The 24,755-nt window shown below is 66.4% G+C and carries 22 protein-coding genes, 1 pseudogene and 1 riboswitch; of the genes and pseudogenes, 12 read left to right on the top strand and 11 right to left on the bottom strand.

Features of this window, described 5'->3' with window-relative positions:
* Nucleotides 1-296: 296 nt before the first annotated feature.
* The 3 genes from ACQP1G_RS25315 (at nucleotide 297) to ACQP1G_RS25305 (ending at nucleotide 2,350) form a co-directional block, all read left to right on the top strand.
* A complete protein-coding gene (locus ACQP1G_RS25315) occupies nucleotides 297-605 on the top strand; it encodes a hypothetical protein (protein ID WP_433192070.1) in 309 nt (102 codons plus the stop codon).
* 228 nt (nucleotides 606-833) lie between these two features.
* A complete protein-coding gene (locus ACQP1G_RS25310; RefSeq protein ID WP_433192069.1) occupies nucleotides 834-1,145 on the top strand; it encodes an RDD family protein in 312 nt (103 codons plus the stop codon).
* Between the two features lie 92 nt (nucleotides 1,146-1,237).
* On the top strand, nucleotides 1,238-2,350 hold the full coding sequence (locus ACQP1G_RS25305; RefSeq protein WP_433192068.1) for a BTAD domain-containing putative transcriptional regulator: 1,113 nt from the start codon (nucleotides 1,238-1,240) through the stop codon (nucleotides 2,348-2,350).
* A gap of 258 nt (nucleotides 2,351-2,608) precedes the next feature.
* Here the strand turns inward: ACQP1G_RS25305 and ACQP1G_RS25300 are convergent, their stop codons facing one another.
* Nucleotides 2,609-4,786 carry a protein kinase domain-containing protein gene (locus tag ACQP1G_RS25300; protein ID WP_433192067.1) on the bottom strand — a complete coding sequence of 726 codons (2,178 nt, stop codon included), beginning with the start codon at nucleotides 4,784-4,786 and terminating at the stop codon, nucleotides 2,609-2,611.
* A 304-nt stretch (nucleotides 4,787-5,090) separates the two neighbouring features.
* Between ACQP1G_RS25300 and ACQP1G_RS25295 the strand changes: the two genes are divergently transcribed.
* Entirely contained in the window at nucleotides 5,091-5,270 is a 180-nt protein-coding gene (locus ACQP1G_RS25295) for a hypothetical protein (protein ID WP_433192066.1), read from the top strand.
* A 157-nt stretch (nucleotides 5,271-5,427) separates the two neighbouring features.
* Here ACQP1G_RS25295 and ACQP1G_RS25290 read toward each other — a convergent pair whose 3' ends face one another.
* Nucleotides 5,428-7,614: an acyltransferase family protein gene (locus tag ACQP1G_RS25290; RefSeq protein ID WP_433192065.1), complete on the bottom strand. Its 2,187-nt coding sequence runs from the start codon at nucleotides 7,612-7,614 to the stop codon at nucleotides 5,428-5,430.
* A gap of 392 nt (nucleotides 7,615-8,006) precedes the next feature.
* Between ACQP1G_RS25290 and ACQP1G_RS25285 the strand changes: the two genes are divergently transcribed.
* Together ACQP1G_RS25285 and ACQP1G_RS25280 are read left to right on the top strand one after the other, a co-directional pair.
* Nucleotides 8,007-9,050, top strand: coding sequence for an endonuclease/exonuclease/phosphatase family protein (locus ACQP1G_RS25285; RefSeq protein WP_433192064.1), 1,044 nt, complete (start codon nucleotides 8,007-8,009; stop codon nucleotides 9,048-9,050).
* A gap of 183 nt (nucleotides 9,051-9,233) precedes the next feature.
* The gene (locus ACQP1G_RS25280) at nucleotides 9,234-9,539 is read left to right on the top strand and encodes a hypothetical protein (RefSeq protein WP_433208792.1); all 306 of its coding nucleotides are present in this window, start codon (nucleotides 9,234-9,236) and stop codon (nucleotides 9,537-9,539) included.
* 152 nt (nucleotides 9,540-9,691) lie between these two features.
* Here ACQP1G_RS25280 and ACQP1G_RS25275 read toward each other — a convergent pair whose 3' ends face one another.
* Both ACQP1G_RS25275 and ACQP1G_RS25270 read right to left on the bottom strand, forming a co-directional pair.
* Entirely contained in the window at nucleotides 9,692-10,480 is a 789-nt protein-coding gene (locus ACQP1G_RS25275) for an SGNH/GDSL hydrolase family protein (RefSeq protein WP_433192063.1), read from the bottom strand.
* 104 nt (nucleotides 10,481-10,584) lie between these two features.
* Nucleotides 10,585-11,286 carry a S1 family peptidase gene (locus ACQP1G_RS25270; protein ID WP_433192062.1) on the bottom strand — a complete coding sequence of 234 codons (702 nt, stop codon included), beginning with the start codon at nucleotides 11,284-11,286 and terminating at the stop codon, nucleotides 10,585-10,587.
* 459 nt (nucleotides 11,287-11,745) lie between these two features.
* Between ACQP1G_RS25270 and ACQP1G_RS25265 the strand changes: the two genes are divergently transcribed.
* The 3 genes from ACQP1G_RS25265 (at nucleotide 11,746) to ACQP1G_RS25255 (ending at nucleotide 15,874) form a co-directional block, all read left to right on the top strand.
* Entirely contained in the window at nucleotides 11,746-12,447 is a 702-nt protein-coding gene (locus tag ACQP1G_RS25265; protein WP_433192061.1) for a response regulator, read from the top strand.
* A gap of 128 nt (nucleotides 12,448-12,575) precedes the next feature.
* Nucleotides 12,576-13,565, top strand: coding sequence for a HAMP domain-containing sensor histidine kinase (locus ACQP1G_RS25260; RefSeq protein ID WP_433208789.1), 990 nt, complete (start codon nucleotides 12,576-12,578; stop codon nucleotides 13,563-13,565).
* Nucleotides 13,566-14,059: 494 nt separating this feature from the next.
* Entirely contained in the window at nucleotides 14,060-15,874 is a 1,815-nt protein-coding gene (locus tag ACQP1G_RS25255; protein WP_433192060.1) for a DUF4153 domain-containing protein, read from the top strand.
* Nucleotides 15,875-15,991: 117 nt separating this feature from the next.
* Here the strand turns inward: ACQP1G_RS25255 and ACQP1G_RS25250 are convergent, their stop codons facing one another.
* The 5 genes and pseudogenes from ACQP1G_RS25250 to ACQP1G_RS25230 form a co-directional block, all read right to left on the bottom strand.
* The gene (locus ACQP1G_RS25250; protein WP_433192059.1) at nucleotides 15,992-16,471 is read right to left on the bottom strand and encodes an LOG family protein; all 480 of its coding nucleotides are present in this window, start codon (nucleotides 16,469-16,471) and stop codon (nucleotides 15,992-15,994) included.
* Between the two features lie 193 nt (nucleotides 16,472-16,664).
* Nucleotides 16,665-17,903, bottom strand: coding sequence for an alpha/beta fold hydrolase (locus tag ACQP1G_RS25245; RefSeq protein ID WP_433192058.1), 1,239 nt, complete (start codon nucleotides 17,901-17,903; stop codon nucleotides 16,665-16,667).
* Between the two features lie 42 nt (nucleotides 17,904-17,945).
* Nucleotides 17,946-18,854 (bottom strand): IS5 family transposase, encoded by a 909-nt coding sequence (locus tag ACQP1G_RS25240; RefSeq protein ID WP_433192057.1) that lies wholly within the window; start codon nucleotides 18,852-18,854, stop codon nucleotides 17,946-17,948.
* 159 nt (nucleotides 18,855-19,013) lie between these two features.
* Nucleotides 19,014-19,172, bottom strand: a pseudogene (locus ACQP1G_RS25235) (TetR family transcriptional regulator); the annotation flags it as partial.
* A gap of 138 nt (nucleotides 19,173-19,310) precedes the next feature.
* Nucleotides 19,311-20,684, bottom strand: coding sequence for a purine-cytosine permease family protein (locus ACQP1G_RS25230; RefSeq protein WP_433192056.1), 1,374 nt, complete (start codon nucleotides 20,682-20,684; stop codon nucleotides 19,311-19,313).
* A riboswitch (TPP riboswitch) is annotated at nucleotides 20,681-20,796 on the bottom strand. Its footprint overlaps the gene before it by 4 nt.
* 182 nt (nucleotides 20,797-20,978) lie before the next feature.
* On the opposite strand from ACQP1G_RS25230, the gene ACQP1G_RS25225 reads away from it, so the two are divergent.
* Nucleotides 20,979-21,257 (top strand): hypothetical protein, encoded by a 279-nt coding sequence (locus ACQP1G_RS25225; protein WP_433192055.1) that lies wholly within the window; start codon nucleotides 20,979-20,981, stop codon nucleotides 21,255-21,257.
* Here ACQP1G_RS25225 and ACQP1G_RS25220 read toward each other — a convergent pair.
* On the bottom strand, nucleotides 21,250-22,032 hold the full coding sequence (locus tag ACQP1G_RS25220) for a DUF72 domain-containing protein (RefSeq protein WP_433192054.1): 783 nt from the start codon (nucleotides 22,030-22,032) through the stop codon (nucleotides 21,250-21,252). The two genes, ACQP1G_RS25225 and ACQP1G_RS25220, sit on opposite strands and share 8 nt — an antisense overlap.
* 82 nt (nucleotides 22,033-22,114) lie before the next feature.
* Here ACQP1G_RS25220 and ACQP1G_RS25215 point away from each other — a divergent pair, with 82 nt between their 5' ends.
* Entirely contained in the window at nucleotides 22,115-22,579 is a 465-nt protein-coding gene (locus ACQP1G_RS25215; protein WP_433192053.1) for a DUF4383 domain-containing protein, read from the top strand.
* Here the strand turns inward: ACQP1G_RS25215 and ACQP1G_RS25210 are convergent.
* Complete coding sequence (locus ACQP1G_RS25210; protein ID WP_433192052.1) at nucleotides 22,573-23,667, bottom strand: glutamate--cysteine ligase 2; 1,095 nt, start codon at nucleotides 23,665-23,667, stop codon at nucleotides 22,573-22,575. The two genes, ACQP1G_RS25215 and ACQP1G_RS25210, sit on opposite strands and share 7 nt — an antisense overlap.
* 181 nt (nucleotides 23,668-23,848) lie before the next feature.
* On the opposite strand from ACQP1G_RS25210, the gene ACQP1G_RS25205 reads away from it, so the two are divergent.
* Complete coding sequence (locus ACQP1G_RS25205; RefSeq protein ID WP_433192051.1) at nucleotides 23,849-24,379, top strand: pyridoxamine 5'-phosphate oxidase family protein; 531 nt, start codon at nucleotides 23,849-23,851, stop codon at nucleotides 24,377-24,379.
* Nucleotides 24,380-24,755: the final 376 nt, after the last annotated feature.

The raw sequence follows: 24,755 nt of genomic DNA, 5'->3' as shown, positions 1-24,755 counted from the left end.
GAGCCCGGCGTGTGACCGCCACGATCAGGTCGGTGTGGACGGTAATCACGTCCTGTCGTGCACAGCTCGTTCCGGTTGCAAGCTCTGCCAGCCGGTGACCAGCGAGCGATCCCATCCTTGGATCCAGAAAGTCCGATCCGATGGAGCCACGCACAGCTCGTTCCGGGGTTGCAAGGGTTCTGCCAGCCGGCGATCAGCGGGCGATCCGATCCTTGGGTCACGTTCAAAGACGGAGACGAGCCGCGAACCAGGAGACCGGTTCCGATCCCCACGAGAGCCCCAAAGGAGGTGAAAACATGGCAACTCATTTCATGAGCAAAACGGTGAACATTCCGTCGGGCACTGGGCGTCGCAGCACCCAGGCGGTCGTGGAGTTTCCCGCGACCGTGCGCCGCGCCGACGTCGCCCTCAACGGCTTCAAGCTCGATTTCGCTGGAGCTGGCGCTGTCCAGCGACCGATCGGTGTCATCGAAGTCGATGTCGATTTCGTCAAGGTGTCCGGCCGGACGGTGATCTTCGACGTCCAAGCCCAGTACGCGGACGCGAACTTCGACGACCCGTACACCGGTTACGTCACGGTGCTGGTCATCGCGGACCTGGTCTAACGCGACCCGGAGCACCCCCGGATTGTCGGCGCCTGGTCTCCGTCGACAATCCGGTGGTCTCCACAACGGCTTCGCAGTGCGACTGCGATCCGACCGTGGTAACCCCGTGAAGCGGGCTACGCCAACCTGCCCGTGCGACCGCTCGTCGCCCGACTGAACCGGTCCCGCTCACCATGAGCGGGACCGGTTCAGTGTGCTCAGCCCCGCCGAAGAACGTCCGCAATCGCCGTGTCGAACCAGGTGGTTCGGCAGGGCAGGACAGGCCAGTCCCTCGGTAAGAAGTGGGTCGGCATCGCAGTGATCGAGGAGTCCATCGGGCGGCCGTTGGGGCCATCTCTCGCCCTCGCCCGGTGGGGTGTCCAATTGACGATCAATCTCGTCGTATCTCCTGTTGGGTATCCCGGGCCTGCTGGACAGCATGTGGCCCCTCTGGGACGCCGAACATCAAACCCGGCACGACAAGGCCGTTCGATCGGTCGTTGTCCGGATTCGTCCTTGAACAGGAGTAACCTTGTTCGCCACAGTCATTGCAGCGGCTGACCTGGCTGCATCTGGATACATTCAGCGAAACGGCGAAGCTGGTTGCAGCATCGACCAGTGTGGTACCCGGCACCGACGAGGTGGAGGTAACCATGCCGCAGATTGACGTTCGTGTCCTCGGACCCGTGCACCTGCTCGTCGATGCGCAAGAGCTGCCGGTGGGCGGTCCCAAACCGCGGGCCGTGCTCGCCATGCTGACCATCAATCGGCAGCAGGTGGTTTCGACGGACGCCTTGGCGAACGCGCTGTGGGACGGGAGCCCGCCCAAGGCCTATACGAACAGTCTGCAGGTGTTCGTCTGCAGACTGCGCAACCGCTTGGAATCGGCCGGGGTCGACCGCACCATCTTGCACACTGTGGCCCCCGGTTACCGCCTCGACATCTCCGATGCCGAATGCGACGTCGGACGATACGCATCGGCCCGTCAGGCCGGCAGAACGGCCAGCAAATCAGGCGACCCTGCTGCCGCCGCTGCGCACTTCCAGCGCGCGCTCGACCAGTGGAGCGGCACGGCGTTGGCCGATCTGCTCGGTATCCGATACACCGACGATTTCTCGACCGCGATGGCGGAGGAACACCTCACCACGGCGTCGGACCGAATCGGTGCGGATCTGCTGTGCGGCAAGGCCTCCGACGTCGTCGGCGAATTGCGAACGCTGACCGCCGAACATCCATTTCGGGAACCGTTATGGGGGCAGCTGATCACCGCGCTGTACCTGTCGGACCGACAGCGCGATGCGTTGGAGGCGTGCCGCAGGGTGCGGGCGATCCTGGCCGACGAATTGGGAATCGACCCGTGCGCGGAGCTCGTCCGGCTGGAGCAGCAGGTGCGGCAGCAGGGACCGATCCTCGAGGCGAATCCAGCCGCCATGATGCAGGCCAAGACGTTGCTCACCACCGTGGCCGAGATCCCGAGAACCCACCGCACTGGGCGGCTGCGGTTCGACGACGGCCGCATCCTCGCGGTCCCCCCGAAGGGGTTGAGGATCGGGCGCGGTCCCGACAACGATCTGACGTTGGACGATCCGAAAGTCAGCCGCGACCACGCGGAGATCGTCCCCGAACGGGAAGGCCTGGCGATCAGGGACCTGCACTCGTGCAACGGTGTCTACATCGACTGCGCACTCATCGAGCTCACCACCCCGCTGTCGACCGGCACCGTGATCCGGATCGGTTCGACAACAATGACTTTCGAAGAAACATGACCTGCTGTGTAGTGCGGTGCACCACCGCAGAACATTGGTGGCGACGGCTGTGTGCCAACACTCCGTGCGGCACGAACAGCGACTCGGCAACGCCGCCGATCGGCGGTCCGAAATCAGCGAGTTCGGCGACAACGAGACCGCAGGATCTGACCTGGCATAGTGTCGGCGCGTCTACAGTGGTCCGGACTACGTGCCCGAGCATCTGACCCGCACAGGCATTCCGGTCCAACGGTGATAGGAACCGGAAATGCAGGGACTTCATCGGGTATACAGCCGCACCTGCGACACGCCGGTCCCGTTCCTTATCGGGTCGGTGTACTCCGGAGCGATGACGAGGGTGTATTCGCCGTCGACCGGTAGGGCCGTGGTATCGATGCTGCCGCTGCCGTCACTGCTGATGCATCCTGTAGCGATGTTCTTGCCGGCCGGGTCGCGCAAAGACAACGGGGAACACCCAGAGGGCAGGGTCGAGGAGGCAACCTCGACGGATACCTTCTGACCTGCGGTCCCGTGGAACCGGAACCGGCTTACTGCGCCGGGGGTGTCGATCCTGCTGGTGACCGGAGTCCCGTCCGGGGAGATCGTCGTGTCCTGGTCGACCACGGTGAACAACCGCACCTGCGACTCGCCGGTCCCGCTTCTTACCGGGTCGGTGTAGTCCGGATCGATGACGAGGGTGTACTGGCCGTCGACCGGCAGGGCCGTGGTGTCGACGAAGCCGCTGCCGTTACTGCTGATGCATCCTGTAGCGATGTTCTTGCCGACCGGGTCGCGCAAAGACAACGGGGAACACCCAGAGGGCAGGGTCGAGGAGGCAACCTCGACGGACACCTTCTGCCCCTTAGTGCCGTGGAACCGGAACCGGCTTACTGCGCCGGGGGTGTCGATCCTGCTGGTGACCGGAGTCCCGTCCGGGGAGATCGTCGTGTCCTGGTCGACGACGGTGATCACGCGTACCGTGGCTTCGCCGGTGGCGTCGTTCGACGGACGCAACACCACGGCGTACTTGCCGCTAGCCGGTAGGGCGGTGGTGTCGATGAAGCCGCTGCTGTCACTGCTGATGCATCCTGTAGCGATGTTCTTGCCGACCGGGTCGCGCAACGACAACGAACACCCAGAGTGCAGGGTCGAGGAGGCAACCTCGACGAACACTTTCTGACCCTTAGTGCCTGTGAATGCCAACTCGTCTGTGTCACCGGGTTTGGTAATGCTGAGCGTATTCTCGCCAACCCGGCTGTCGGGCCGCGGCCAGATTATGTATTTCACTGCGGCGCCTACCCCGAGGACCAGCAGAACCACCGCGATCGCCGCGGCGGTCGATCGCCTCCGCCACCACGGCGTCGCCGGTCTCGAGCGCAGTACCCGGCGCGCCGCCGCGAGGAGTTGTCGACAACGTGTCGAGAAGCTATCGGCGCGATTCGCGGATGCGGAAGTGTGGTCCAAGGGTTGATCGGACACCGTGTCGGGCAGCGGTGTCGATGGTTGCGAAGACGGTGCGGGGACCTGGTGTCGGGTGTGCCGGGCCTGGGCAGGGCGGGTGACAGGTGGCCCCGAGCGTGCCCCGGTCGCATCGGTGGCGTGGTCGGGTGCGGCCGAGTCCAGGGCTTGTCGGGCGGCCGCGGCGAGGGCGCGACAACTCGGTGGACGATCGTCGGGGTCCTTCGCCAGGGCCTGTTCGATGACGCTGTCGAAGGCACTGGGCAGGCCGGTGTCGCGGGCCGCGGGCATCCGACTGGGCTGTGGGATCGGCGCCTCGCGGTGCGCACGCACCAGTTCCGTCGCCGTACCCGAATAAGGCGGGGATCCGGTGAGCAGGTGGTAGAACGTGCAGCCGAGGGAGTACACGTCCGCGCGAGCATCGACTGCGGTGAAGTTGAACCGTTCCGGCGCGGTGTAGCCGAAGGTGGCCAGCAGCATCCCTTTACCGGTCAGGCCCTGGGTGTCCTCGAGCGCCTTCGCGATGCCGAAATCGGAGAGGACCACCCGCTCGTCCTGGCCGCCGGCGGGTCGGCCGAGCAGGATGTTGGCAGGTTTGACGTCACGGTGCAGCACACCGTGTGCGTGTGCATAGTCGAGCCCCTTGGCGGCCTCGGAGATGATCCACAACGCCCGAGCGGCCGGTAGCGCACCGCATGTCCGAACCGCTGTGGCAGCGTCGCCGCCGTCGATGTATTGCATCGAGATCCACAGCTGGTCGTCTTCGCTCCCGCGGTCGTAGACAGTGACGATGTTGGGGTGGTCGAGCTGGGCGATGTGCTCGGCCTCGCTCAGGAACCGGTCACGAGAATCGTCGTCGGCGCTCTCCAGCAGCTTGAGCGCGATAAATCTCGGCAAATTGGGGTGACGGGCCAGATACACCGCGCCCATACCGCCAGCGCCGAGCCGACGTTGGATCAGGTAACCCGCGAACACCTGACCTGGGGTCAGTTCCCGCATGCATACCATTCTCGCCCAGGCCGCCACCGTGCACGATGGTTTAACGCCAGCATCGGCAGTGAGTCTGCGCTGAAACGGATGGCCAGACCCACACCCGGCCGATTCGCCGATATGAAGCGAGTCCGCAAACTGCCACGTGATTGCCATGCATTCGCTACGATTCGGCTCGTTCCGGTGAATCTGAAGGCCATAGGCGGCAGGTGCTCTCATAGCCGTCGTTCTCTATACCGGACAGGGGGCTCCGTGCCGGAGACCAACTCCCTGTCGCTGTGCCAACACCATCAGCCTGGCAAAGGGAGCCAGTATGAAGCGAACCGACCCAACAGCCCCCGCATTCGAACTGCTCTCACACATCCACGCCGCGGGCTTCAGCTCCGTGGACCACTTCATCGCGACGCTACGCGTCGACCCACTGGCCGATACAACCCAGCTACCCCCCCTCGCTCCGGCACTACCGTCTCGCCCCGGACGGCACCGCAAATAGGCTGCCGCGCCCAGTCGGTCTTGTCGGCCAACCACCCCCGCGACAATCCGGTCGGCGAACGCCTGGAACAGACCGTCGTCGTGCCCGCACACCGCGTATTCTCCGGGGTCGCCGGGCAACCTCGGAAGGCCCCGATTTCGTTCGCGCCCACCGGGGTTCAGGCGCGGGCCAGCGCGCGGTCGGCCAGCGCGGCAACGATCGGCGCGAGCGATTTGGCGTAGGTGACCGTCATGTGATTGTCGTCCCGGTAGATCAGGTTGTTGCGGGTGATGAGCGGGCAGCGGTCAGTGGTGCAGAACAATGCGGTGAGGTCGGCGTAATGCCCGTCGCCCGCGCTCGTCGCGGCCCGTTCGGCTGTGATGCCCGCGTCGTTCACGGCGACCGGCCGTGGCGGGGAGCAGACCAGCGCGTCGTCCAGATGGTCGGATAGGCAGGTCGGCACGGTGGTGTGCGGATCCGGAATCGGCCCGAGGACAAGGACATTCGCGCCGGTCGCCCGCAGCTGTGTGGTCAGGTGGGACAGGCTATCGATCCAGGTCTGGTCGTAGGTGGTGAACCCGAAGTCGCCGCCGTATCGCCGGGACATGCTCAGCACGATCAGCCGCGGATGCTCAGCCTGCAGCCGGGCCAGGATCTGGTGACGCCACTGCACACATTCGGTGTACTCCCGGCCCAGGTAGGGGCTGGTGATGGGCAGTTCCATCAGCGGGCAGGTGACCTTGCTCATCGTTTCCAGGCGCCAATGCCGCTGCTCGGCGATCTGCTCGAACGCCGGGCTCCACATCGCCGCGTGCGAGTCGCCCACCAGTGCCACCGTGTTTGCCGAGCCGAGATCGCCCGAAGCGCACTCGGGCTGCCCGACATCGAGCCAGGAACGCACGCAACCGTTTCCGAACACCGCCGCCTTGTCGCCCGGCGCGTCGGCGAGCGCCGGGGAGAGATTCGACGGAACCGAATGCGATTCGGCCGATGCCGCGACGGCGGCCTGCACCTGCGCGGTCAGCTGTTGCACCGCCGCGTCGTTCGGATCGACGGCGTGCGACGGCGGCGCGTCTGGCGCCGCCACGACGGTCAGGGCCTCGGCCGCCGCCCCACGGCCAACCGGGGCGGGCACGAGCATGAGCAGCACCACCCCAACGATGACGGCGACCGCGGTGACGATACCGCCGCCGACGAGGCTCAGCGTGGCCGAACGCCGCAGCGGCGCCGCAAAACGGGCGGGATCCTCGACGAACCACAGCGTGAGCATGGCGAGGCCACCGGCTGTGACAACCGCACCCACCGAGCCGACCGCATCGAGCGGGTGACCGACCAGCCGTGGCGCGAGCAGCAGCACCGGCCAGTGCCAGAGATACCAGGAGTACGAAAGACGACCGAGCGCCCGTAGCGGAGCCGCCGACAATACGCGACCGACTCCCAGCCGGGGTCCGGCGCAGCCCGCGGCGACGATCAACGCGGCGCCCAGCACGGGCAGCAGCGCCGCGGTACCGGGATACGGCGTCCGCCCGTCCAAATTGGTGCAACTCACGAGGATCAATACCAGCCCTAGCCACCCGGCGACAGTGGCCAGCGGTACCGGAAATCGGCGCCATACGGGGACCGACAGCGCCACAATGCCACCGACGGCCAACTCCCACGCCCGTGCGGGTAGCGCGAAGAATGCCCACGACGGCAGCGTGCCGGTCCAAGCCAGCGAAACCACGAACGACACCGCGGCAACTACCGTGAGGACGAGCAGATACGGAACCGGCGAGGCGTCCGCTCCTGGCCTGCGGCGGCGCTGCACAAACCAGGCGATGCCGATGATCAGCGCAGGCCATAACACATAGAACTGCTCCTCCACCCCGAGCGACCAATAGTGCTGAAAAGGCGAAGGCGGCGCATCGGCGGCGAGATAGTCGGTGCCGTGCATGGCAAGCCGATAGTTTCCCGCGTACAAGGCATTGGCGATTCCGTCGCCGAGCACCTCGCGAGCCTGCAACGGAGGCAGCAGCATCGCCGCAGCAACCGCGGTCGCCACCAGCACGATGCCTGCAGCGGGTAGCAACCTGCGCGCCCGAGCGCCATAGAACCACGCAAGCCCGATCGTGCCGGTAGCCACCATCTCACGCCACAGCATCCCGGTGATAAGAAACCCAGAGATGACGAAGAAAATATCGACCCCGACAAACCCACCGCCGACACCAGGCGCACCCGCATGAAAAACAACGACAGCCAGCACCGCGACCGCACGCAGCCCCTCGACGTCAGCCCGAAATCCCGCCCGCGCAGGCCGCGCGTTGAGCGTCCGGTCGTTCGAGTCGGCCTGCCGAACTAGCAATTCGCTGGATGCAGTACCTATCATGGGACGCATTCTTATCAGCTATTTTTCGGCTATGGCCGCAACGACATTTAATATTTGTCGATAGCACGTACGGAACCCCCGCGCGACATCTGAAAGTCGCCCTCTCGATTGGTAATCCTGGCGCCTCGTTGGGTGCGGGTCCGAGGCGAAATACACATTCGCAGAACGCAACACCGCAGTGACCCGGTCCAGCGCGGCCACTTACTTCGTCGCCACCGGTCCTCCTCGACCATGTCCGTGGACGGGCGGTCGGCGCGCTCGCTCGCATCGGCGTCGGCGTGACAGATCCAGGGTTCCCGCAAACGCCTCACGATGCACGCCGAGGCGCAGTACTCGGTAGGGCTGACGCTGCTCGCAATCGTTGGCCTTTCGATGGAGGCCATGATGGATTGATGACGCGAAGCGATGATGACTCGGGGTCGGCAGGGGCGGGCCGAGCGCTCGCGGCGGGTGCCACTGCTGCACCTGCGGCACGACAGATCCGGGTGCTCGCGTTGAACACGTGGCACAGCGGCAGCAAAATCTCCAATGGAATTCAGCTGATCACCGATCTCATCATCTCGACACAGGCTTCGATCGTGCTGCTCTCGGAGGCAACCGAAGCGACCGCGGCCGTCGCGGCCGAGCTGGTGCTGCGGGGGCGCGAGTTCAACGCCGTCCGCTCGCACGACACGGGAATTCTGTCGGTGTTTCCGGTCCAGGACAGCACTGATCTGCAATGGATGGTCAAGGCGCGGTTGAACATCGACGGAAAGCGACTCACCGTCTACTCTGCGCATCTGGAGTATCGCTGGTATGCCTCCAACCTGCCCCGAGGGTACGGACCCGGAGCACCGGCGCCGGGCGAGTTCGCCGAGCACGAGTGGAACAAGCTGCCGGACGGCCCAGTGACCGACCTTGCCGTGATCCGGCGCATGAACGCGGCCTCGGGCCGCCCCGAGGTCATCAGCAACTTTCTCGCCGACGCGAAAGCCGAGATCGCTGACGGGTCTTCGGTCATCATGGGTGGCGACCTGAACGAGCCGTCTCTGCTGGATTGGACGCCCGCCACAGCGGACTTGTTCGACCACAACGGGGTGGTGTCGGCATGGGAGACCACTCGACGCCTGCAAGAAGCCGGTTTCATCGATGCATACCGATCGATGTATCCGGACCCGGCCACCCATCCCGGACTCACCTGGCCCTCGGACAACGTCGATGTGGATGTTTCCGAGCTCGCCTGGGCTCCTGAGGCCGACGAACGCGACCGCGTCGACTACATCTTCGCTCATGGTGCCGCGCTGAGTCTGTCTGCGGTCGGCATCATCGGCCCGCGCGGGTCCATCGTGCGCGGTACCCGACTGCAAAAACCAACCCAGGACAATTTCCTCGCCTCGCCAGCGCAGTGGGGCAGCGACCACAAAGGCATCTTCGCGGCATACCAACTTGCCGACTGACAGAGCGGATGGGGTGTGTGCCTCTGCCCCGGGGCTGACCCACCGACTGACGGTGTGCCTGAGTGGCACGGCCGAACGCTCGCGCGGTAGAACTTCGTACTGTCACCCGAATAGTGGGGAGTTTGCAACGTGAGCGTGTCAGAAGTCGTCTACAACATCGTGGTCGTCGCGCATCTGCTCGGTATGGCGGCGGTCGTCGGCGGGTATGTCGCCGGACAGCCCGCCATTTCCGAGTTGATGGTGTGGGGCGCGCGGGCGCAGATCGTCACCGGTTTGATCCTGGTGGGGATGGCCGATGCGATCGATTCGCTCGGCAAGGATCCGAATATGGCGAAGATCGGCACCAAGCTGGTCATCTCGGTGCTGGTCGCCGCGTTCGCGGAGATCGGCCGGGCGGATGCGAAGCGCGGGAAGGCGGTGCCGTGGATGACCCACGCCTCCGGTGGGTTGGCGATTCTCAACGTGTTCATCGCAGCGCTCTGGACGTGAGCGTCAGGTGACCGCGTCGGCTTCCGGTCCTGGTCAGCCACCAAGCATCCCGCCGCGATATGACTTACCGCGTTGGATTTCTGAGCGCGGTAGAACGAGCAGCGCGAGGCCGGAAGCCGCTTCGGCGCGGGCGCGCTGAGTCATCTCATCCGTCAGGCGAAGACGGGGAGCAGTTGCGGGCGTTTGGGTTCGGTATCGGTAACGGATGAGCGTCCACGCAGTCGGCGGCCGCCCCAGGGCAGCAGGTGATTTGTCATCCAGTGCAACTCTGCGGTGAGTGCCTCCGGGAAGGTTCGCTCGAGCGGTGGCAATGGTTCGCGCCAGCTGTCGTCGGCGCCGGGAACGGCGAGGGTGGCGGCGACCGCGCGGGCGACCAGGTCGTGGCCGAGGGGACTCAGATGCAGCCGGTCCTCGGCCCACACACGCGGATGTGTGGTGGCGGCAACCGGTTCGAAGTCGATCAGCGTGACGCCGTATCCGGTTGACAGTCGGCGCATTTCGGCATTGAGTGCACGAATCCGGGGCGAGAGCGGGCGAGTCGACGGCGCGATGGCGCCGATATCGGGGAAGGTGAATGTGATGACGCGGGCGCCGAGTTCGGTGAGCGCGGCGAACATCGCCTCGATATCGGCGAGCAGGGCGGCGCGGTCGAAGCGCGGCCGGATGAGGTCGTTCATCCCGGCCACGACGGTAGCGAGGTCCGGTTTCAGTGCGATGGCGGGCCCGAGTTGGGTGGCGCGGATCTGGGCCGCGCGTTGGCCGCGAATGGCCAGGTTGGCGTAGCCGAGGCCGGGATCGGCCGCGCCGAGTAGGGCGGCGAAACGGTCGGCCCAATCGCGATGTCCGCCGCTGCCGTCCGGATCGCCGATGCCTTCGGTTTCGCTGTCGCCGATCGCGACGTAGCGCTGGTACTGCTGTCGTGTCGGGCTCGGCTCCACCATCGGCTCCCGCGAGTGTCGACTGTCGGCGCAGGAATATCCTACGGGCAGACCGGATTTCGGGCCAAGGGTGCCGAATCCGGCCGCGCGGCGCGGCGGTGTCGATCTCAGAGTGGACGGAATCCCGCGCCGATACCACCCGACCGATCTATCGTGTCCAGGATCATCCCGATGTGCGTCGCCACGGCCGGATCATGCACCGGACTTTCGCATGCGATATCGAAGACGGGTACGCCCAGCACCGTGATCGCGATATGTCCGACGTTCATTCCGACCAGACGGTCGCCGATGGTTACCGGCCCGCCCGAATCGCCGGGCTCGGAGCAGACCTGGTTCTGGAACCACCATCCGTGCGTATCCCAGACCACACCGCAGGTGAAGCCGGAGGTACGGCCGTTCTTGCAGACGATATCGCCCGGCCGCGCGGGCGCGCCGATGCCGCCGATGAAGGTCTGCGATACCTGGCGGATCGGCGTGACCTTGGCGCGGTCGAATTCGATCACAGCGAAGTCGTTGTCATGGTCGACGGCGGCGACGGTGCCGATGACGCCCGCCTGTTGCGTCTCGGCCTGTACGGACAAGCCGATCTCGGCACAGTGTCCGGCGGTGAGTCCGACGAGCCGGTCGGTGTGGTCGTAGCCGACGGTGGTGAGGGTGCAGGTCGATCGGCCGCCGAGCAGAATGCCCGATCCACCGCCGAGTGTCGCCATATGTCCGGCCGCCGCATATGCGGTGAGCCCCGTCGGGCCGATGACCGCGATTGCCGCGGCCATGAGCACGCGTATCCCGATCCGCTCCAGAGCAACCATGCAGCTAACTGTCCGCTGTCGCCGCGGCTTCCGGTGGTCGCTTCCGTTGCGGGTAGGACACGGTTTGATGTCTGCGCTGCTGCAGGACAAGGTCACCATGATCAGACCGCCCGGTGGGCGCTGTGGTCGGCGACGGCGCGCAGGTGGGACCGGCCGCGGCGCTGCGTCAGCGATGTACCTGCCACGGTGAATCGGTCGGTCGGCATCGTGATGGGCGCGGGTAGCTCCGGAGACCGCGGATGTGGCGGTGATGGTCGACGATAGAGGGTGCGGGTCGTAGCGAATAGGTTGCGGCTGTTGCGCTTCCGGCGCGGCGCGGAGCACGAGCGGATCGAACACGCAGCCCGGCCGGTAGCTGGCCGATTCCGCGCGTCTGGTCAGCGGCAGTCCCGGGGTGCACACGGAATCTCCACAAATGGCGCGGCTTCTCTCCACAGCGGGTGGCTAGGGTTTCGGTTCATGGAACAGAACGCGGCGGTCAGCGGGCAGGGGGCGCGACGGATTCTCGTGGTCGATGATGAGGTGACCATCGCCGAATCGGTGGCGGCGCGGCTGCGGGCCGAGGGGTTCACCGTAGACGTGGCGCATGACGGTCCCGGCGCCGTTGCCGCGGCAGAAGGGTTCGCACCTGATCTCGTCGTGCTCGATGTCATGCTGCCCGGCTTCGACGGCCTCGAGGTGTGCCGTCGCATCCAAGCCGCGCGCCCGATACCGGTCCTCATGCTCACCGCGCGTACCGACGAAACCGACCAGCTCATCGGCCTCGGCGTCGGCGCGGACGACTACCTCACCAAGCCGTTCTCCCTGCGCGTGCTGGCCGCCCGCGTCCACGCTCTGCTGCGCCGCATGGACCGGGCCGCCGAACGCGATGGCGCGACCATCGTCGTCGGCGACCTGCGTATCGACGTCGACCAGCGCCGGGTCTGGCGCGCCGATATCGAAGCCCAGCTCACCCCCCTCGAATTCGACCTGCTGGCCCGCCTCGCGCGCCGCCCCCGCGTGGTCCTGGCCCGCGAGCGCCTGCTCGAAGAGGTCTGGGACTGGGCGGACGCGGCGGGTACCCGGGCGGTCGACAGCCACGTCAAGGCACTGCGCCGCAAGCTCGGTGCCGACCTGATCCGCACGGTGCACGGTGTCGGCTACGCGTTGGAGGCGCGATGAGTGGGGAGTTGATGACGGGCGGTGGTCGGGCGATGAGTGAGCGCGACGAGGCTCCGGTTTCCGGTAGTGCGGCGTGGAGTACGGCCGTTTCGCAGCGGCTGCGGGGGATATCGAACGCGGTGGCGGAGATGTTGCCGCGGCCGCTGGATCCGGTGAAATCGATCAAGCTGAAATTCGCGATTCTGATGTTGGGGTCGGCCGGGGTGGCGTTCGGGTTCTTTCGGCTGCGGATCGGGTGGCTGCCGCCGAAGACGACGATCGCGGCGACGGTGATCGCGCTGGTCACCTCGCAGATCCTCGCGCACGGAACCACCAGACCGCTGCGGGAGATGACGGCCGCGGCCAAACGGATGGCGCACGGCGACTACACCCGCCGGGTCCGCGCCAGTTCCCGCGATGAGGTCGGGCAGTTGGCGGCGGCCTTCAATCAGATGGCCGCCGACCTGGCTGCCGCTGATCAGCAGCGCCGTGACCTGATCGCGAACGTTTCGCACGAACTGCGCACCCCGATCACCGCGCTGAACGCGTTGCTGGAGAACCTGGTCGACGGCGTATCCAAACCCGACGACAAAACCCTGCGCACCGCACTCGCGCAAACCGAACGGCTCGGCCTGCTCGTCTCCGAACTGCTCGACCTGTCCACCATCGAATCCGGCGCCCGCGCACTCGACCGCGAAGAACTCAGCGTCACACCGCTTTTAGCCGAGGTCGTCGCCGAGGCCGAGGTGATGGCCGCGGCACTCGGGCGCGGCGTGCGCTTCTGCACCGACGTGCAACCAAGCACCGCAAGCGTTTTCGCAGACCGTGCACGCCTGCATCAGGTGCTGCTCAACCTGCTCGATAATGCCGCCCGCCACGGCCCCTCCGGTGGCGAGGTCCGCATCGACGCCCGATCCGACCGCGGCAACCTCATCATCGACGTTCAAGACCAAGGCCCCGGCATCCCGATCGCCGAGCGCGCCACCATATTCGATCGCTTTACCCGCGGCGGCCGCGCCGACGGCGGCGGCACCGGCCTCGGCCTGGCGATCTCCCGCTGGATAGTCGACCTGCACGGCGGCACCATCGCTGTCGCCGACCCGGGGTCCCGCATCCGCGTCGTGCTCCCGGCCCACTAGCCCAACCCCAAATCACCTACCCGAACACATCGTGACCCGGACCCGACAAAGTCCCGGGCCGGTCCCGCACACCCATAGGAGGGGACACTGTGCCAGATCAACCCACCCCGGACGACTCATCGCAACCCGAATCGACATCGGCATTGCCGAATGCGCCGAAGACGCGAGCCGAGTCGGATGTTGTGGCGCCTGATGTTGTGGTGGCACCCGATGCGCCGACCAACGCGGCCGAATCATCGCCACCGGCTCCGGTGTCGCCGAACGAGCCCGTCGCCGAGGCGCGTTCGGAGGCGGAAGACCCCGCGCCCCCACCGAGGTCCGCAGCGGACTCGCCGATATCCGAAACTGCGCTGATCCAGGGCGCGCAACCGGGCCAACCTCCTCGGTTGACTCGCCCGACGAGCGTGTCTCGACATCAGCCGCCGACGCCCCCCATGCGGCCGGTTGCCCCACCGGTTTCCAGGTCGGATGCACCCACCCCCTGGCTTGCGCCGATGCCGAGATGGCGGCGCATCGCCTGCCCACCAGGCGTATTGCCCGCCGCCGGAATCACCGGTCTCGCGGGCGCAGCGCTGATCCCACTGGATCGCCCTGGACTCGGCTGGGTACTGGCCGGTTCGGTCGCCGCGGCCGCGATCTTCACCGTGGATCACAGCGCACGCCGAGCTGCTGCCGCGCGCGATGCTGCCGCGTCGACGACGCATTCGCCGGAACCGGCCGAATCGTCATCGCTCGCCTCCGCGGCGACTACCGGCGGTCGGATCCAGCCCGAAGGTGCTGGTGCGGCACCGGATCAGGCCGATCTGAGCGCCGGAGGTTCGGGCGCTGTGGTCGGTGGCGGTCTGCTGGGGTCCGAAGGTGTTGGTGTGGAGGCGGATCAGGGCGATGCAACGGGTGGGCGTGCGGCAGGAGCGGCCGGCGGCATCGAGGTGACGCCGGTTTTGTCGGAACCGGGTGAATTGTCGTCGCGCGCAGCTGAGGGGATGGAACGAGATGCGGGGCAGTCGGCCTCGGCGATTACCGGGGGGCGGGTGCGGTCCGAAGGTGTGGGGGTGGATCGGGGCAATTCGGTGGCGAGTGGAGTGAGATTTGGTGTGCTCCAGTGGAATTGGGGTCGGGTGTGGTGGGCGGCGTTGGCGTTGGCGTTGCTGGGGGTTGGGGCGGTTCGGGCTGCGGGGTGGTTGTTCGCGTTGTGTGTGGTGGGGGCGGGGGTGGCCGGGTCGTTGGCGGTTGTCGGGCGGCGGTCGGTGTATGGGGCCTGGTATGACGTGATCGCGGTGCCGATCGAATCGATTGCGGGCATTCCGTGGGTGTATTCGGCGTTCGGGCGGATCGGTGACGGTACCGCGCGGCGATCCTGGCGGGCTGGGGTGTCAGTGGCGGTGACGCTCGCGTTGCTGGCGGTTTTCGTGCCCCTGCTGGGTGGGGCCGATGCGACTTTCGCGACACTGCTGTCGGCGGTGACACCGGAGATCCACGCGGAATCGGTTATGCGGTGGATCTTCACGTTCGTGGCACTCGGGTTCGGCAGCATCGGGGCGATGTATTTGCTGGCGGGTCCGCGGGCCGCGGCGACAGGGGAATCGACCGGCGGCACCCTGCGACGGTTGGAGTGGGCATTGCCGGTTGGCGCGCTGACGGTGCTGTTCGCGGTCTTTGTCATCGCCCAGTTCGTCGCGTTGTTCGGTGGCGACGACTACGTCCAGCGCAGCGCGAATCTGACGTATGCCGAATACGCGCGGAGCGGATTCTGGCAGCTGTCGATCGTCACCATGCTGACGCTGGCGGTAATCGCGGTCGTATTGCGGTGGGCCGCACGGGACTCCGCCGCGGACCGGGCCTGGCTGCGGATCCTGCTGTCCGCGATCGGTGTGCTGTCGCTGATCATCGTGGCCTCCGCGCTCGGCCGCATGTGGACCTACCAGCAGGCGTACGGCTTCACCGTTATGCGCCTGCTGGTCGAGGTCTGCGAACTCTGGCTGGGCCTGGTCTACTTGCTGATGATCGCCGCCGCGCACCGACTGGACGGCAGCTGGGTCCCGCGCGCCGCCATCGGCACTGCGATGGCGACCTTGTTCGCCCTGTCCGTCCTCAACCCGGAAGGCATTGTCGCGGAACGGAATATCGATCGCTGGCAGCATGGCAGAAGCCTCGACACGGCCTACTTGGGCGGACTCTCACCCGATATCGTCCCCGCCGTCGGGCGGCTTCCCGAACCGCAACGCAGCGAAGTCCTCCACGCGATCCGTCTGCGTCTCGAGCAGGACAGCTGGCAGGGGTGGAACCTGTCTCGCGCGAACGCCCGTTAGTCGAGTGTCGTCCAACACCACCGCGGCGCCGATCCTCGTCTGCCAGGGCGTGGTTATCGAGCTGGGACGGAAAGGCTGATTCGGGCCGGCTGGTGGCGAGACGTCGAGTCGTTCGGCCTAGTTGAGGGCGCGGCGGACGGCGTCGGCCGGGTCGGTGGCGAGTTGTGCTGCGGCTATCGGGTTCCCGGCGGCGTCGTGGAGTTGCCAACCGCCGAGGGAGATGACGGGGCTGGCGCCGCGGTGGCGGGCGAACGCGAGTTCGGAGAGGGTGCCCCACGAGCCGCCGATCACGATGACGGCGTCGGCGGAGTGGATGAGGATCGCGTTGCGGGCCTCGCCCATATTTGTGTAGAGGACCGCGGATAGGCCGGGGCAGGCGCCAGCGCGGTCGGTGTCGGGGCGGATGCCGATGACGAGACCGCCCGCGCTGGCGGCACCTGCGGCCACCGCGGCCATGACGCCGGTGCCGCCGCCGCACAGGACGGTGGCACCGGCGCGCGCGAGCAGTCGCCCGATCTCCTCGGCCCACCCGGCCTCGGTGGCCGTGCAGTCACGTGGTCCGCATACGGCGACTTGTAGGGGTGGGTGACCAGCCATGGCCTCGACGATAGTTGCGGGCGCTCTGGTTCGGCCTCGGACGGCCCGCAGGTGTCCTGCATGGTCTTTGTCCGCCCGGCGATCGGATGGCTTGTCGGGAGGCCGGCTCTCGGGGAGAGCTGTCTCGATCTGCGGCTGCGCCGGGCTGCGGTGCGTCCTCGCCCATGCGTTCACGGGATCTGTGAGCGAAGAGTCACGCGCGCTTGGTGAGCAGAGTGTCGAGCAGGGTAGCGAAGTCTTCGGCGGCCGAGTTGTATCCGATGTGGTCGCCCGCGAATTCCAGGATGTCGAGTCCGAGGCTTTCGCTGAGCACCGCGTTGGGCAGAGCGGGGAAGGTGTCCTTCGAGTCGTGACCAACGGCGAGGACCAGCCTATCCGAGGCGGTCCGCAGCGCGTCGAGATCCGGCGTGTAGCGGATGTACTGGCGCAGTTCATACTCCATCCAGAACATCATGTTCTGCTGGATGCGCGCGTTCGTTGCCGCGACTTCGGGGCCGGGTTCCTCGGTCGGGTCGACCTCGGGCCGGTGCAGCCCGACGCCTTCGGCGAAGACGGTCAATGCGGCGAGGAATCCCTCGGTCTTGCTGGTCTGATAGACCCCGTCGAAGAAGTGGAGCCACTTGTCGGCATCGGGCAGCACCCTCGCCAGCGGCGGTTCGTGCGCGATCAGCGTGTGCACGAGTTCTGGATGCGCGGTGAGCAATTCGAGTGCGACGATGGCGCCGGAGCTGCTGCCGAGTACCGCTGCGGGCTGGCCGCCGAGGTGGGCGAGCAGCGCGGCGGCATCGGCGCCGTCGAGGTCGACGCGATGGTCGATCGCACCGTCGTCGGGACTGCGGGAGAAGCCGCGCCGATCGTAGGAGACCACCGTGTAGCGGTCGGCGAGTCGTTCGGCGATCTGGTCGAAGGTCCCCGCGTCACCGTTGCCGCCGGGGATGAGCAGCAGCAGCGGACCGCTGCCGCGGATCTCGTAGTAGAGCGTGGCGCCGGGGACGGTGAGGGTGTGGTTGGTGGGGACGTCCATGGGAAAGGCTCCTGGTAGGAAGGACAGTTGCCGCAACGCTTCCCGGATGACGGGCAGTGCCGCGGTGGGCGGGTCGGCATCGACCCAGCGGTCGATGGCGACCTGCAATGCCGTCGCGATCGCGCCGGCCATGATCCGCGGGAACATATCGGAATGCAGGTCACGGCTGGTGCGTTGGGCAATGGCCGTCGCGATGGCCTCCTGGATGACGGCTTGCGCCTTGAGATATTCACCCTGCAGCGCGGGCTCGGTGGTGATCAGCCGAACGCCGGGGGTCCACACCCGATCGGGCAGTTGGTCATCGCGGAATTCGGCGAGTACCGCGTGAATGACAGCGGGCCACAGCGATTCGGCCGCCGGACGATCGTGTAGTCCGTCCGCGATCCGCCGTGCCCGATCCACCGCCACCGAACAGACGGCCTCGTATTTACTGGCGAACTAGGGCTTGTTTCATAAGTCGGCGCATCGGAGCCACTGGTTGATGGCGGCGATGTGGATCGTGGCCAGGTAGCGGACGGCGAGTTTGTCGTATCTGGTTGCGACAGCGCGGTTTTGCTTGAGTTGGTTGATGCCGCGTTCGACGGCGTTGCGGTTTCGGTAAGCCTTGGGGTCGAAGGCTGGTGGTCGTCCACCGGCCGAGCCGCGGTTGCGGCGGTGAGTCGCCTGATCACCCGGGATCGCGATGGTGGCTTTGATCCCGCGTTGGCGCAGGTAGGCCCGGTTGGCGCGGGACGAGTAAGCCTTGTCGGCCAGCACCCGATCCGGTCGGACCCGCGCCCTGCCCAGTCCAAGGCGTGGCACCCGGATCGAGGTGAGCACGGCGGCGAAATGCGGGCTGTCACCGGCTTGGCCGCCGGTCACTAGCAAGGCCAGGGGGCGCAAGCCCTGCTCACAGGCCAGATGCAGTTTCGTGGTCCAGCCGCCACGCGAGCGACCCAACGCGTGGTCGGCGGGTTCGACCTCGACCCCGCCGGGCGGATGCTTCTGCCCATCACCGTCGCGGCGGGCGCCGGCGGCGTGCTGGTGGGCCCGCATGATGGTGGAGTCCACACTGATCTGCCAGATAATCGCACCGACGGCATCGGCGAAGGCCTGCAACATTTTCAGGATCAACGCCCACCTCCCGCCACGCTGCCAGCGCCGGAACAGTCCGTAGACCGTCTGCCACTGCCCGTACCGGATGGGCACGTCCCGCCATGGCGTGCCGGTGCGGGTCCGCCACCGAATCCCGTCGATGAGCTGCCGTTTCGTCCACTTCGGCGGACGGCCCGCCTTCACACCACGGGGCAGCAGCGGTTCCAGCCGTGCCCACTGGGCATCGGTCAGATCCGCGCGCCCCGCGACCGATACGCTGGTCACGAGGTCTCCGGTATTTCAGGGTTTTGCTTGGTCGCTAAACCCCCTTACCGGAGACCTCTCTCACATCAGGGCACCAACACACCAACGCGCACAACATCTTTCAACTCACCAGCCGAGCGAGAACCTCGGCGCCGCCGAGCACTTATGAAACAAGCCCTAGTTGTTGAAGGTGCGTGGCGAGACGCCCGCCGCCGCCGCGATGTCCTCGACCAGCACAGTGTCGAGCCCATGCGCGATCGCCAGCCGCAGTGCCGCGAACCCGAGCGCCTCCCGAGTCGCCAGCTTCTTGCGTTCGCGCAACCCGAGTACGAATGCCACTCGATTCACGATACGCAATCTTGCGGGGCACGCAAGATTGCGTAATCGGAAAGTTTTACGCCGCAACGAGATCGACTGCACCGCAACCGGCATCGCGTGAGATCAGAAGAGCTCCAATGCGCCTCGGCGAATTCGGCGTTACTGGGCCGATTTGCGCGATACCGCAACCCGGCCGAGAACCCAGGCGACCACCACGGCGGCCAGGAACGACAACAGCGACGCACTCATCCACGCCTGCTTGGTGAAGTGCAGCTTCTCCTGCAGGTCCACCCAGAAGTCCGTCCACACTCCGGCGTCACCCGGGTTGATCAGCTGATATATCGAAAGTCCCACCAGCCACGCGAAAACCATGCCCCAGCGCGAGGGTGCGTTCGCCTCGGTATTCCACTGCCCCTTCGCGCGCAGGAAGAAGTCGGCGACCAGGACGCCGAGCAGTGGTACGAAGACCGAACCGATCAGACCCAGGAACCCGAAGTAGTTCTCCATATTCAGCCGCAGCGCCAGCAGTGTGATCAGCACGCCGAGACCGATCGACAGCACGCGCCGGTCGACCCGCGGCGCGAGGTTCTGGATGGAGACGGCCGTCGAGTACACGTTCGCGAACGACTGGTCGGCCTCACGGAAGACGAAGATGAAGAAGAACACCGTGCCCAGGCCGACGTTCAGGAACGGTGAGTACACCCCGCCGTCGCCGGACGCGAGTGCCAGCGCGAACAACCCCAGCACATACGCGATGATCTGGGTGAACGCATACGCCCCACTCGCCGCGCCGAATGCCGCACCGGTGCTGCGGGAATGGCGGGTGTAGTCGGCGGCGACCGGCACCCAGGAGATGGAGACGGCCAGCGCAGCGTCGGTGGCGATCCAGAACAGGTTCCAGTCGACGCCGAACGGCCCGTCGCCCTTGGGGCCGGGGTTGGTGGTGAGGTCGGGCAGACCCGCCCGCACGAACTGGATGTAGAACCAGATCAACGCGATCACCACGCCGACGGTCACGAACCGCCGCAGCATCCGCACCGAGCCGAGCGGCCAGATCGTCAGCACTGTCGTCAGCACACCCGCGGCGACCACGTAAACCCAGTGCGGCCCACCGTCGAACAGTTCCTCGGCCGCATTGCCGATAACGATCAGTTCGAAGGTGCCCCATCCGATCAGCTGGGCGACATTGAGCACCGTCGGCAGATAGCTGAGCTTGGCGCCGAACAGTCCGCGCAGCAACATCATCGCGGGTTTGCCGGTCTTCGCGCCCGGCACCGCGGCCAGTCCGAGCATGAGCCCGCCGACCACCGTCCCGATGATCATCGCGAGGATGCCAGCGGCGATGGAGATCTGGGCCGCGCCATCGGCATTCGGCGCGAGCACGGTATACGCGCCGGAGAATGCGAACAGGCTGACGCCGAGGTTCGCCCAGAACGCACTCTGGTCCCAGAACGAGAGCACCTTCGGCGCGGGCTGGTCCAGGGTCAGCGGAGCTTCGCGCCGCTCGGATCGATCAAGGGTGGGTGCAGACATCGGCGTTACCGCTCTCCCTACGCCGGAATTACCCGGACAGGTTCATGCGGTCGGCGAAGCGTGGGGTCCGCCCTCTCAGCCCGGCCGTGCCCGAGCTCCCGCGCTGAGGTTTATTCGGGCGAAATGTTACACCCGCCCGCGACTGCGCCCGTCCCGCCCTTCGGACATTCCAGACAGGTTCCGCGGACCGGCCACGAAAATCGCACACACCGCCCATACTGTCCGGTATTGATCTGGTTATCGCTTGGTTATCTGCCACTCATCATCCGCATCGACCTGGAATGAGTACGCGCCATGATCCTGATCGCTCTGCACGAGACCGTCCTGGCACAAATCGACAACCCGACGCCGGAGGCCCCGCCCAACTCGGACAAGATCCTCCAGATGGTCCGCTACCTGACCTGGATGGTTCTGCTATCGGGAGTCTGCGGCGTCACCTACGCGGGCGGGCGGTTCGCGTGGGAGAAGTGGAGCGGTGGCACCCTGGAATCGCCGAAGATGCTCGCCGGAGCGATGGTCGGCGGCGTCATCGCGACCAGTGCGGGCACCATTATGAATTCCATAGTCAGCTGAAACCCGTTGCCGCGCTTACCGGTTCCGCGAGATCCGGTGTGCGGGTAACGGTTGCCCGAGCGGCGTGCGCGAACGCGGCGGCGTCGTGGACCGCGGCACCGTGCGGGTCATTGTTGAAGTAGACGAAGACGTCGGCGCGGTCCGGCCACGTGTCGGCCAGGCGTCGCGCCCAACTCGTGAGTGCCTTGCGTCCGTAGCGCGGTGCCGGTGTCGCACGGCCGGAGTGCAGTCGCAGATAGCCCCAGTCCGTCGTCCGCCACAGCGGTGTGACGGGACGGGAACGAACGTCGGCCCAGCACAGCGCAGCACCGCATTCCGCAAGCACGGCACGGACTTCTGGAATCCACCACGACGCGTGCCGGGGCTCGACGGCCACTCGGGTACCCGTCGGGAAGCAGCGCAGGCAGGCGGCGAGCAATGACGGATCGGCGCGCAGCGTCGGTGGGAGTTGCAACAGCACCGGGCCCAACTTCGCACCCAGCGCGGATGCGTGCTCCATCAACCGTGCAACGGGTTCCTCGGGTTCTCGCAGCCGCTTGATATGGGTGAGAAAGCGACTGGCCTTGACCGCGAAGCAGAATCCGGGTGGTGTCCGGTCCCGCCACGCCGCGAAGGTCTCGGTGCTCGGCAGTCGGTAGAAGGCATTGTTGCTCTCGACGGTCGCGAATCCCGCGGCGTAGGTCTCCAACCACAGACGCTGTGGTAGGTCCGCCGGATACAGGACGCCGCGCCAATCGCGGTACTGCCAACCCGAGGTGCCGACGAGCAGGGGCATATCTCCATCGAAGCACGCGCATCCCTTTCGCGTGACCAGCACGTCAACTACGCTATGTAGTAGAGGGAATCGGGAGGGCGCAATGCGCGACCAGTTGGTAGTCGAGCGTCGAATAACGTTGGCGCAGTGGAGTTTTCTGCAGTGGGCCGTCTTCGCGCTCGGTGCGGTGCATATCGTGTGGGCGATCGCGGGATGGATCGCCGAACCCAGTTTCGAACTCGGTGAACACGCTCCGGCGACACCGGTGCTCGGCATGGACTACAACGGCTGGCACGCGGTGGCCGGACTATTGCTGTTCGGGCCGGCGCTGATCGCCGCGAGCCGCAAGACGTGGTCGGCCTGGTATTGCGTGATCGCCGGGCTGGGCGGGGGATTCGCGGTCGGGGTGTGGGCGCTGTTCTCGCACCATGTGCTGATCTTCAGCTTCCCGAGCCATATGACCGACGCGATCGAGCATATGGTGACCGGCGCGACGCTACTGGCGCTCGTCGCGATTCAGGCCGTGCGCGACGGTGGGCTGCGCCCGGTGTTCGGCTTGTCTCAGTAGCAGCCTTCGAGGGTGGCGGCGGAGAGCGTAGCGATGACATCGGTGACGTCATTGTGGGCATGCATGGCGGCGCGTTGCCGACGGGCGCCATTGCCACGTGCCAGGACCGCCGCGACGGAATCGGCGACGAAGTCCCGGTCGCCGAACTGCTCGAGCGCCGGGGTGACATAGTCGATCAACCGGGCGAGCAGCGTGCGATTCGGAAAGGGGCGTCCGGTCAAGGTATCGAGGCCATCACCGTCCAGGCCGGACCGGGCGGCTTTCCAATACGCGGCACGCAAGACTTCCGCGGGCACCTGCGGCGGGGGCCGCCTGTCCTGCTGCGCCATCACGACCGCGGCGCGGATCAACGTGGCCAAGAGCGCCGTTTCCTCGACGGTCGCCGGCACATCGCTGACGCGCACCTCGACGGTGGGAAACGCCGCCGAGGGCCTGACATCCCAATACACCATCGCCGTATCGAGGATGCTGCCGCTGGCCAGCATCATCTCGACCATCTCGTCGTAGGCCGCGATGGATTCGAAAAAGGGTGGGGGACCGGCGCTGGGCCAGCGTCGCCACATAATGCTGCGCCAACTGGCGTATCCGGTATCGGTGGCGCGGTAGATCGGGGAGTTGGCCGTCAGTGCCAGCAATACCGGCAGCCAGGGCCGCAGATAATTTCCGACCTGCACCGCGGTTTCCCGATTCGGAACCCCGACGTGCACGTGGCATCCGCATAATCCCTGCTCATGCGCGAGCATTCCGAAATTTCGCTCGATGCGCCGGTAGCGCGGGGTGTCGGTGACCGGAAACGCATCCGGTACGGCGGGCGGCACCGCGACAGCGAGCAGTCGCGCACCATGCTTTTCCGCGCAACTCGCGACGCTCGTGCGCAATCGACGCAAATCATCGAGCAGCTCGGAAGTCCGGGTGTGCACCGCGGTATTGGTTTCGACCTGACAGCGCGTCAGCTCCAACTGCAGATCGATTCCGATCTCACCCGCCGCCGCCGCGACTTCGACATTGCGCGGGCTCGGAGCGCCAGTGATCGGCTCCGCCAGCAGGAACTCCTCTTCCACGCCGACAGTTGGCGAGGCCGCGTCCATTCCTGGAGTTTACTGCCCGCTGTGCATCGGCTTGATCACCTCGCGCAATCCGGGCGACCTACCCGAATTCGCCGAAGCGACCGCCGCGGGAGGTTGACCGCGGCTGCGTCCACCCAGCCTTCGTCGGCGATGATGTGTTGCGATGCCGGTGAGTTCCCGGTGACCGGATCGTCCTACTGGTATGGACACAACCAACCTCGCAGACCTGTACGAACTCCCACCGCTCGATTGGGATGCCATTCGGAAACGACTCGACGCGGGCATCGAACAAGCCCCCGGCAGCGGCGGCTTGGACCGGCACACGTGTTGGCTGAGCACGATCAACCCGGACGGCAGTCCACACGTGACCGCCCTGGGTGCCCTCTGGATCGACGGCGCCTTCTGGTTCACCACCGGTGCGCGATCCCGCAAGGGCCGCAACCTGGCCCGTGATCCGCGCTGTTCGATGAGTGTGGCCACCCAGGAGTTCGATCTGGTGGTCGACGGCACCGCAACACGGATCAGCGATCCGACGGCTGTGGCGGATATGGCGGGGCGCTGGGCCGACGCTGGCTGGCCCTGCCGGGTGGACGACACCGGTCAGGCGGTCACCGCCGAATACAGTGCCCCCTCCGCGGGCCCGCCGCCCTGGCATGTCTACCGCCTGACCGCGTACGCCGCCACCGCTCTGTCCACCGTGGAGCCGGGCGGGGCGACTCGATGGCGGTTCTGATACCTGTGGGTGCCAGTGGGGTCGACGAAGAGCCGTGAGCGGGGCAGGTTCGGGCCGGGGGTTATGCGTGCGCGCCGATATCGACCCAGCGCCGCATTCAAGTATTCGAGACGTCGTCGGGGAGACGGCCGCGTTTTGGTCTTCACCGACGCGATGTTGTCGGCCTCGCAGACCGATCGGCGCACGATCCGAGCCGAGGTTTCGTCTGGTCGGGTTCCGGCCCAGCGCCCAGATGGCCAGCCCGCGTCGGCGTGCGGAGGGCTGGATGCCGTATCCGATCTGACCGGCCGCCGCACGAAGTCGTTGTACCCCTGGCGTAGGGCGATCCCGCCGAGCATTTGGTCGCCCTCGACGATCCGTCGGTACCTGGAGCGGC

This window comes from Nocardia sp. CA-107356 (assembly GCF_050946365.1).
GTDB lineage: Bacteria > Actinomycetota > Actinomycetes > Mycobacteriales > Mycobacteriaceae > Nocardia.
Note: the sequence above shows the minus strand (reverse complement) of the source record. Positions and strands in the feature narration are given on the sequence as shown.

Coding starts and splice junctions, on each gene's coding strand:
- ACQP1G_RS25315 (WP_433192070.1), top strand. CDS start 297: ATGGCAACTCATTTCATGAGCAAAACGGTGAACATTCCGTCGGGCACT.
- ACQP1G_RS25305 (WP_433192068.1), top strand. CDS start 1,238: ATGCCGCAGATTGACGTTCGTGTCCTCGGACCCGTGCACCTGCTCGTC.
- ACQP1G_RS25300 (WP_433192067.1), bottom strand. CDS start 4,786: ATGCGGGAACTGACCCCAGGTCAGGTGTTCGCGGGTTACCTGATCCAA.
- ACQP1G_RS25295 (WP_433192066.1), top strand. CDS start 5,091: ATGAAGCGAACCGACCCAACAGCCCCCGCATTCGAACTGCTCTCACAC.
- ACQP1G_RS25290 (WP_433192065.1), bottom strand. CDS start 7,614: ATGATAGGTACTGCATCCAGCGAATTGCTAGTTCGGCAGGCCGACTCG.
- ACQP1G_RS25285 (WP_433192064.1), top strand. CDS start 8,007: ATGACGCGAAGCGATGATGACTCGGGGTCGGCAGGGGCGGGCCGAGCG.
- ACQP1G_RS25280 (WP_433208792.1), top strand. CDS start 9,234: ATGGCGGCGGTCGTCGGCGGGTATGTCGCCGGACAGCCCGCCATTTCC.
- ACQP1G_RS25275 (WP_433192063.1), bottom strand. CDS start 10,480: ATGGTGGAGCCGAGCCCGACACGACAGCAGTACCAGCGCTACGTCGCG.
- ACQP1G_RS25270 (WP_433192062.1), bottom strand. CDS start 11,286: ATGGTTGCTCTGGAGCGGATCGGGATACGCGTGCTCATGGCCGCGGCA.
- ACQP1G_RS25265 (WP_433192061.1), top strand. CDS start 11,746: ATGGAACAGAACGCGGCGGTCAGCGGGCAGGGGGCGCGACGGATTCTC.
- ACQP1G_RS25260 (WP_433208789.1), top strand. CDS start 12,576: ATGTTGCCGCGGCCGCTGGATCCGGTGAAATCGATCAAGCTGAAATTC.
- ACQP1G_RS25255 (WP_433192060.1), top strand. CDS start 14,060: ATGCCGAGATGGCGGCGCATCGCCTGCCCACCAGGCGTATTGCCCGCC.
- ACQP1G_RS25250 (WP_433192059.1), bottom strand. CDS start 16,471: ATGGCTGGTCACCCACCCCTACAAGTCGCCGTATGCGGACCACGTGAC.
- ACQP1G_RS25230 (WP_433192056.1), bottom strand. CDS start 20,684: ATGTCTGCACCCACCCTTGATCGATCCGAGCGGCGCGAAGCTCCGCTG.
- ACQP1G_RS25225 (WP_433192055.1), top strand. CDS start 20,979: ATGATCCTGATCGCTCTGCACGAGACCGTCCTGGCACAAATCGACAAC.
- ACQP1G_RS25220 (WP_433192054.1), bottom strand. CDS start 22,032: ATGCCCCTGCTCGTCGGCACCTCGGGTTGGCAGTACCGCGATTGGCGC.
- ACQP1G_RS25215 (WP_433192053.1), top strand. CDS start 22,115: ATGCGCGACCAGTTGGTAGTCGAGCGTCGAATAACGTTGGCGCAGTGG.
- ACQP1G_RS25210 (WP_433192052.1), bottom strand. CDS start 23,667: ATGGACGCGGCCTCGCCAACTGTCGGCGTGGAAGAGGAGTTCCTGCTG.
- ACQP1G_RS25205 (WP_433192051.1), top strand. CDS start 23,849: ATGGACACAACCAACCTCGCAGACCTGTACGAACTCCCACCGCTCGAT.